Origin of the sequence: Rhizobium sp. BR 250 (genome assembly GCF_047445855.1) — a bacterium.
Classification (GTDB): domain Bacteria; phylum Pseudomonadota; class Alphaproteobacteria; order Rhizobiales; family Rhizobiaceae; genus Agrobacterium; species Agrobacterium tumefaciens_I.
On record NZ_JARWKW010000027.1, the window covers coordinates 1 to 6326 of the forward strand.

The 6326-nt window shown below is 58.3% G+C and carries 6 protein-coding genes and 1 pseudogene; 4 read left to right on the forward strand and 3 right to left on the reverse strand.

Annotated features, from left to right (window positions below; genetic code table 11):
- Window positions 1-2881, reverse strand: a 2881-nt coding sequence (gene traA, locus QD336_RS24130; protein ID WP_499172444.1) for a Ti-type conjugative transfer relaxase TraA, incomplete at its 3' end; no start/stop codon positions are given.
- A gap of 356 nt (window positions 2882-3237) precedes the next feature.
- Between traA and QD336_RS24135 the strand changes: the two genes are divergently transcribed.
- On the forward strand, window positions 3238-4008 hold the full coding sequence (locus QD336_RS24135) for an NYN domain-containing protein (RefSeq protein WP_499172446.1): 771 nt from the start codon (window positions 3238-3240) through the stop codon (window positions 4006-4008).
- Window positions 3998-4270, forward strand: coding sequence for a mobilization protein (locus QD336_RS24140; protein WP_499172448.1), 273 nt, complete (start codon window positions 3998-4000; stop codon window positions 4268-4270). The genes QD336_RS24135 and QD336_RS24140 overlap by 11 nt, the downstream gene beginning before the upstream one ends.
- A gap of 24 nt (window positions 4271-4294) precedes the next feature.
- Here QD336_RS24140 and QD336_RS24145 read toward each other — a convergent pair whose 3' ends face one another.
- Window positions 4295-4678 (reverse strand): ester cyclase, encoded by a 384-nt coding sequence (locus tag QD336_RS24145; protein ID WP_499172449.1) that lies wholly within the window; start codon window positions 4676-4678, stop codon window positions 4295-4297.
- Between the two features lie 160 nt (window positions 4679-4838).
- On the opposite strand from QD336_RS24145, the gene QD336_RS24150 reads away from it, so the two are divergent.
- Window positions 4839-5678, forward strand: coding sequence for a GIY-YIG nuclease family protein (locus tag QD336_RS24150; RefSeq protein WP_499172450.1), 840 nt, complete (start codon window positions 4839-4841; stop codon window positions 5676-5678).
- Window positions 5679-5745: 67 nt separating this feature from the next.
- Here the strand turns inward: QD336_RS24150 and QD336_RS24155 are convergent, their stop codons facing one another.
- A complete protein-coding gene (locus QD336_RS24155; protein ID WP_499172451.1) occupies window positions 5746-5973 on the reverse strand; it encodes a helix-turn-helix domain-containing protein in 228 nt (75 codons plus the stop codon).
- 134 nt (window positions 5974-6107) lie between these two features.
- On the opposite strand from QD336_RS24155, the pseudogene QD336_RS24160 reads away from it, so the two are divergent.
- Window positions 6108-6326 (forward strand): annotated as a pseudogene (locus tag QD336_RS24160) (hypothetical protein); the annotation flags it as partial.

Genomic DNA, 6326 nt, shown 5'->3' on the forward strand with positions numbered 1-6326 from the left:
TTTCCGAGCGGTGCTCGTTTTCCAGATGCCGTAGCCAGCTTCTGGCGGCGTTCCCGACAAGCGTCGCAACCGATCCGGCGTAGTGCAGCGCCTGTTTTCTGTCCCTGTTGTCACCGAGGATGCCCGACTTGCCGCGGAGCGCCCCGAACTGGTCTGGCCGCTCGCGGATGGCTCTTGCCAGAATGGCAGGATCGGTGCCGGGATCGAGGATATGGGGCTTGATGGCGTCGCATGCAGCGAAGGCATCGTGATAGACACGAAGAGCGACATTGCGCACCACCTCCATGCTCCGCTCCAGTTCCGGTCGCGCTTTCTCACGGGCGATCTCGTCGACAGATTTGTCGTAGCGGGTGATGGCGGGAACGAGCGGTGCGGGGACCTCGACGAGCTGGCGTTGATGGTGCAGCTCGCTCCGCGCCATCGTATCTGCTTCCGTGCGCTGTCCTTGTCCTTGTCCTTCCACCATCCGCTGCAAGGAGGTTTGTCTCATCGCCCGCTGCTGCCGGATATTTTCGCCCGGTGGCTCCTTCAGTCCGCGGCGTTCGGCAAAGGCATCGGTATAATCGAGGGTGGTCTCCTTCAGCCCAGAGCGGCTCATGCTGGCGGTGAGCGCATTGATGTTTTTGAACTCGTCACGTCCGGCATAAAGCATTGCCTGATGACGATGGCGGGTCATGGCGACATAGGTGAGATGCCGGTCCATGGTGGCCGACGCCATGACAAAGGACCGGTCGACGGTTACGCCTTGCGCCTTGTGAATGGTGGTGGCGTAACCATGATCGAAGGAATGGTAATCTTTCGGGCGGATAGTCAGCCTGCGGCCGGTTTCCGGATCGCTCGATAATCCGTCGAGCCGTACCTGTAGTGCGTCCGGCTCGACGGATTCCACCGTTCCCAACATGCCGTTTTTGACAGCAAGCCCGCGATCATTCCGCAGCAGAACGATGCGGTCACCGGCGGCAAAGGTACGTTTTCCGTTGACGGTCCGGTAAATGATCTCGCCATCTGTTTGCGGAACACTGTTCCTGACGCCAGATATTTCGTCCTGTGTAACGGACTGGCTGCTGCCTTCTGCCAGAACACCGTCGGCCTGCAGACCTTTCCGGATGGCGTCATTGATGGCGCGGACATCGACACGGCGATGGGCAAGGGCAATGCGGGACTGATGCGGATTGTCCCGGCGGTCCTTCAGATAATCGCGCACGAGGTCCGCACAGGCCAACGCGCGATCGTCGGCAAGGCGGATGGCATTCTGCCCGTCATACTTTTGCAGAGCCTCCTCCGTGCGACGGGTGGCAAGGGCGAGCGAGGCCTGTTGTTGCCAGTCGTGTTTCTGGCGACGGATTTCGGTCAGTTCGATGGCGCCGATTTGTTCGGTAATGGCCCGGAAGGGAGAGCCTGCACCGATCGCCTGCAGCTGCTCGTGATCACCGACCAGCACCAGCTTGGCGCCACGCGCCTCAACCTCCCTGACGAAGCGGCAAAGCTGCCGGCTGCCGATCATGCCGGCCTCGTCGATGACCAGAATGTCCCTGTGGCCGAGCATGGATTTTTCGTTCTCCCAGCCAAGCTCCCAGGAGGCCAGCGTGCGGGAAACAATGCCCGAAGATGACGTCAGGCCCTCTGCCGCCTTGCCGGCAAGGGCGGCACCGTGAACACGATAACCGTCCGCCTCCCATGCCCGCCGTGCTGCTGCCAGCATGGTCGACTTGCCGGCACCGGCAAAGCCGGTCACCGCCGATACCTGTTCGGGTCCGGTGACATGCAGCACGGCTCTCTTCTGCTCGTCACCGAGACCTGATCCTGTGAGTTCTTCGTTCTGCCGGACGATTGCCTTTGTGACCGTTGTCGTTCTCACAGCATGAGCTGATCGCGCCGCCATCCTGATCGCGCTTTCTGCCATCAGTCGTTCCAGTTCGATCATCTCCCGGGTGGAATAGCGGGCCGGTTCGTGTTTCTGCTCCTGCTGAAGAAGGACGAGTTGCGGTGAGGCCATGACCGCGGCAAGGGTAGTGTGGAAGGCAGCCGTGTCGGTGATGTAGCGGCTCAATGTTTTTGCGATATCGTGACGGGTAAAGACGCTTTGAGCTGAAGTAATGAGGGCAAGCACCTGTTCGGGACGGCGGCGGATCAGCCCGGCGTTTCGGCGTGCCGTATCATCCTCGATGCGGCAGCGCGAGACATCGACACCACGCTCTTTCATCTGCGCGGCATGCACACCCATATGGCCGGTCGGTTCGATGGCAAGACCGCGGGACAGATGCGAGCGATGATCGACACGGCGGTCGAGACCGGCACGCAGCAGATGACGGTTGACGAGACCGGCAAGGGCCTCGCGCACCGCCTTCATCTGCATCTGCGAGGTCGGCAGGCCATTGTCGATCAGCCACCTGTTCTCGCGCTCGATCAGGGTCTTTTCTCCAAGGCCGGTCGAGGTAATCACCCGTGTGGTCATGACGACATGGGCATGGATATTGCGGTCGTCGCTTTTGCCCTGCGGCACATGAATGGCGAAGTCGACGGCAGCACCAAAACGATTGGCGAGATCACCGGCAAAGGCCCGGGTCAGCGCCAGTCGCTCAGTATCGGTCAGCTCATGCGGCAGCGCGATCTCGAACTCTCGGGCGACACGGGCATCGCAGCGGCGCTCTGCAAACTCCGCGGCATTCCAGAGCGAGGCACGATCAAGTGCCCATGGGGCATCGACACCGTCGGGCAGGATGATCTCCGAGTGAACCACACCCTGCTTTGCGGTGAAGTCATGGAGGAGACCATCGCGTTGATTGAGGATCCTGCTGGCGGTGCGATAGGCGATGGCGGCGACGGCACTTTTGCCGGCACTGCGGCCAACCGGTTTTACGCTGCAATGGTAGATCGCCATGCCGGTCTCCCGATAAAACGGACCGGCGGAAAAACCGTTTCCGCCCGATCCCGCAGCCGGGTGACCGGAAACAACCGCCCCTCAGCCCTTCGGTGTCTTGCCTGCCGCCGGTGCGCCAACTCGTAAGTGCGCCCTTGTTGTTTCCTGTCTAGCGGGTCGGGGGATGGCTGGCTCTATGGTGAATTCACCAGAATGCGCTGCAAATTGATCCTCGTTACCCTTGCCTCGATGACAGGAGAGCAATGGAGACGGCGATGGATGCGGTCAGGTTCAGGGAGACGAAACGACGGTCAGGGACAAGGGGTGCCCGACAAAATACCGGCGGCGGGACAGACCGGAACAGATCCAAACTCGCCGTGCTGATCGACGGTGACAATGTCTCGTCAAGGGTGGTGGACGGACTGTTCGGTGTGATCGCGATGCTGGGCGATGCGACCGTCCGGCGTATCTATGGCGACTGGACAGGAGCAAACCTGAGGGGCTGGAAAAGCCGGCTTGTCGATCACGCCATCCGGCCGGTGCAGCAGTTTGCCAATTGTCCGGGAAAGAACGCCACCGATGGCGCCATGATCATCGATGCGATGGATCTTCTGCACCAACACCGGCTCGATGGTTTCTGCATCGTCTCGAGCGATGGCGATTTTACCCGGCTGGCTGTGCGCATCCGTGAAGAGGGTGTCGATGTGCATGGATTTGGTGACCGGCAGACACCGTTTTCGTTCATCGCTGCCTGCAGCAGCTTTACCCGTTTCGACAGGCTGCGGCCACCCGGAAACATGCGGTGGCTGTCCGTCGGCGCAGCAGCGGAAGCAACACAAACCGCCGGCAGGGAAACAGGTCTTTCCGTCGATGCCTGGCAGCAGATGCTGGTGATGATGGAAGAGGCTGTTTGTGCCAGTATCGAGGAGGACGGCTGGTCACCTTTGGCAAAGGTCGGTCTCTGGCTTGCCCTGCATGAGCCGGGTTTTGATCCGCGTCACTTCGGTTTTACCGGGCTTGGTGATCTCGCTGATGCCTGCCCGGCCATAAACGTCAGGCGTTGTGGCGAGGGAGGTCATCTGCTCAGGGTGAAGCTGGTGGAGAAGAAGGGCACCACAGCATGCGGGCAAGCCGGTCATGGCGCGTAAACCGGTTGCCCGTCGCATCGAGGAACTGGAGGCGCGCAAGCGTACGCTGATGGCCCGGCTTGCCGCGCAGGAACGGCGGCTCGAGATGCGGCGGAAAATGCTGCTGGGCACATGGATGATCAGCGAACTGCAACAACCGGCAAAGGAGCCAGACGCGCAGATGCTGCGGGGCTTGCTGCGGCGGCAATTGCCGCAGATGGCCCTTCGTGATGCCGATCGCGAACTGCTTGAGGAGCTGCTCAGAGAGGAAACACACGGATGAGAACAGTTGAGCGTTTGCTGGCTGTCAGCCGATCTGTCGCTCGATTGCGGCCTTGTCGATCACCGACCAGACCCTGCGGATTTTTGCGTGCTCGAATTCGTAGAAAACATGTTCGCAGAATTGCACACGCCTGCCATTGACCGGAAGGCCCATGAAGGTGGCTTTGGGGGTGCAATCGAACTGAAGCCGGGCGGCAATCCTGTTCGCGTCGCTGACAAGGATCCCTGCCTCAAACCGCAGGTCGGGAATGTCGGCAAAATCCTTGACCAGCATGTCTCGATAGCCCGACAGGCCGAACGGCCGGCCATTGTGTTCGACAGCGTCGTCGACGAAGGTGCCGGGTTCATCGAAGGTCTGGCGGTTGAGACAGTCGACATAGGCGAGATAGATGTCCTGAAGTATCGGCATGGTTTCTCCGTGGCGATTGGATCCTGTTTTTAGCGCCGACGCCGGCTGATCGTTACACGGCTCCCATTGTTCTGTTGAACAGCTTTGCCCGAACCAGATCGCGTTGACATGACGGTTTGTTCTCAGCAAAAAGTTGTCAATCCAGAGGAGTTGGACGTGCATGACAAGCTCGCAGGTAAACGCTGAGGTTCTCCTAAATCTCGGTTTCGTAGATGTAGGGAAATGGCAGCTGAAAGACGATTTCATCACTTACGAGCTCGACGGTGAGAACGCCATCTCAAATCGAATTCTGCTGGAAGCACCGAATGCGCTCTACGCATTCGTGCGTGAAGACCGAGTTTTCTACATTGGGAAGACCGCCCGCTCAATCAGAAAGCGCTACGTCGGATATTGTCGTCCTGGTGGCTCGCAAGCCACGAACCAGCGTTGCCATCGCAACATAAAAATGGCAATCGCGGATGGGGGTATGGTCCGCATCTTTGTTTTTACGCCGATAACTCATCTCCAATATCTGGATTTTGAAATCAATCTGGCTGCCGGACTGGAGGACAGCCTGATCCGTGAGTTCGATCCGCCCTGGAACGGAAAAGATAAAGGTCGTGCGATCTCGGAAGACGCAGAACGCGAGGAAGAACAGGAAGCCGAGCTTGATGCTCCGGCTATCGTCGAGGCCGATCTGTCTTCACGCACGACGGACAGCATATTGGCGTCTTTTTCTGTCGTGCTAGGACCTACTTATTATAAAATGGGAATCCTCAACCCCGGCACCCATGCCAGCAAATTTCTGGGAAAGGAAGGAGAACCTATCCAGGTCAAATTCAGTGACGGTAATCCGACAGTCGTTTCGAAGATCAACCGGAGCGCCAATCGAACCGGGGCTGTCAGAGTGGTAGGCCAGAATTCCCAGATTGCCAGATGGTTTCAGACGCACTTCGATGAGGGAGAAATAGTCGAAGGCGTTGTGCTCGATGAACATACGATCGAACTGTTGTGCAATTAGCACGCCTTTGTCCCGCAAAGTTGAAGGGCGAGACGGTACTCGTTAGTTCGGTTGTTTCACTACCTGGTCAGCGGCGATTGTTGACCCAGATGCCATATCCGTTTTCATTCTCTGGCAAAAACTCAATTCCAGCTTCCTCAAAAACCAACTTGATCGTCGCGACCGTGTTTTCTTTGAGCAGGTCACCACGTTCAAGCCGCGATACGGTCTGCGTCGAGACGCCCGCGATTTCGGCCAGTTCGCGGACACCCCATCCGAGCGCTACACGAGCAAGTTTGCATTGAGCGCCATTCATTTCACTACACTGTTGTGATTTTTCTTGCTCGTTGACATCTAATTTCGTAACCTCCGAAGCTGTAATCGGCTGGACTCAGTGTTGGTACCACTTCGTCCAGCCTAACCACAATCTAGCTAGCAGGAGCTTGGATCATGGCTGATTCTGAGAATAGCAGAACTTTACCTAAAATTTCGTGCGCAAATGCATTCCCCAACGAGACGTTTGTCGACAACCTGCCAAGCGTGATCAACCGGCGCAATCTTTTGCCGCTGGCTGCACGGATCCTTCCGATGTTGCTCAACGATCTTCCGAAGCGCACCATTGCCGGACCGGTACATGCCAGGGAGCTGTGGCCGGACTGGTATGATATG